Source organism: Candidatus Symbiopectobacterium sp. NZEC135, from assembly GCF_025962695.1.
Map to the genome: position 1 here is coordinate 1 of NZ_JAGFPF010000444.1, position 1,411 is coordinate 1,411.

Consider the following 1,411-nt stretch of genomic DNA (forward strand, 5'->3'; position numbering starts at 1 on the left):
CCACCCACCCTTCCACGTTATCCACCGAGAAAATTTCGAAGCTGTCAGCATGGCGGAAACTGGCTTTGAGCGGATACTCCGTCTGACGGCCGCTTAGGTTGATAGGCTCGCTGTCATGCTGAAACAGGTTAATGGCGGGCACACAGTTGAGCAGAAACGCGTCCGATCGGATCTTCAGTTCGGCTGGCAATGGACGATCGAAGCAGAAATGCAGTTGGAACGAGGTAAGCGTCAGCGGCAAATCGGGCCAATGGGCGCCGGACAGTTCAAAAAACTGGAAGCTTTCTGGAAAGCAGAAATACTCCTGCAAAATGCGATAACCGGAGTAGACATTACCGGGGTACGGCAGCAGCGCGTCTTCGCGCTCAAAGCCGACCATCTTCAGCGCGCTCGCCTCCTGGCGAAAACGCTGTCCTGCTACCTCCAGCTCAATGTGCGACAGTTGACTGGCAAGCCAGAAATAGAGCTCAGAGGCGGTATAGGTATCGCCGCCGAGGTAAAAGCGCAGCTTGTCCAATTGCAACTGTTGCAGCGACTGCGGGCCATGCAGCGCGATATCAACGGTGATGGTGGAGAGATCGTTGCCGCTTTGTACATTGATGTGGCGAATGTCCGCCGGGTAAATCCACGCGTCATGACAGGTTCGAAAATGGCACACCACGTCGTCCATCGGCAAGCTATCCAGCTCACACCCTCCGGCCACGAAAGCAGGTTGTGCCAGCGCCCCAGGCAGCACCGAAAACTGCATGATGGTCATGCTCGGCACCGGGCGCAGATAGTTCGGCCACAGCATGCCCAGCAAACCGTGAGTCAGTTCGGGAAACTCATCCTCCAGCTTGGCGCGCAGGCTTCCGGTCAGAAAGGCAAACCCTTCGAGCAACCGCTCGACATCCGGGTCCGTAGTCTGCTCGGACAAAAAGCGCGTAAGCTCAGGATGGGCCTTGGCGAATTCACGCCCTTGCAAGCGCAAGAAGGTCAACTCATCCCTGAAAAACTGTTCCAATGACATAACGCCTCAATGACAGGGTCAGACCATTCGGTAATGGCGGTGGTTATCCATGTGAATGTTGAACGAAGTGACCTGCTCCAAGTCGTCCAGCTTGACGTGAGCGGTCACCTGAAATGACATCTCCAAAGGATTCGATAACGAACCCGAGTCGAGGATGTCCACATGCACAATGCGCGGTTCAAAGCGGCAAATGCACTGCCGGATCGCTTCGCAAATTTTGCCGTAGATATCTGCCCCCCCCTGCGTCGCGTCATTGAAATCAATCACGCCCAACTCAGGTGCACTGCGGCAATTGCCCGGACGGGTATTGAGCACGTTGTCCAACTGGCGTTTGATGGACAAAATCAGTGTCTCAAGCTCCGTTTCAGGGGAGGCGCGCTGCGTCTCCCCCCGAATACGATC

The 1,411-nt window shown here is 55.6% G+C and carries 2 protein-coding genes; both read right to left on the reverse strand.

From position 1 onward, the window contains the following. Positions 1-1,009: type VI secretion system baseplate subunit TssF (gene tssF / locus J5224_RS27710; RefSeq protein ID WP_264628344.1), on the reverse strand; the 1,009-nt coding region annotated here is incomplete at its 3' end. Between the two features lie 18 nt (positions 1,010-1,027). Beyond that, the coding region (gene tssE, locus J5224_RS27715) for a type VI secretion system baseplate subunit TssE (protein ID WP_264628345.1) at positions 1,028-1,411 on the reverse strand (384 nt) is incomplete at its 5' end.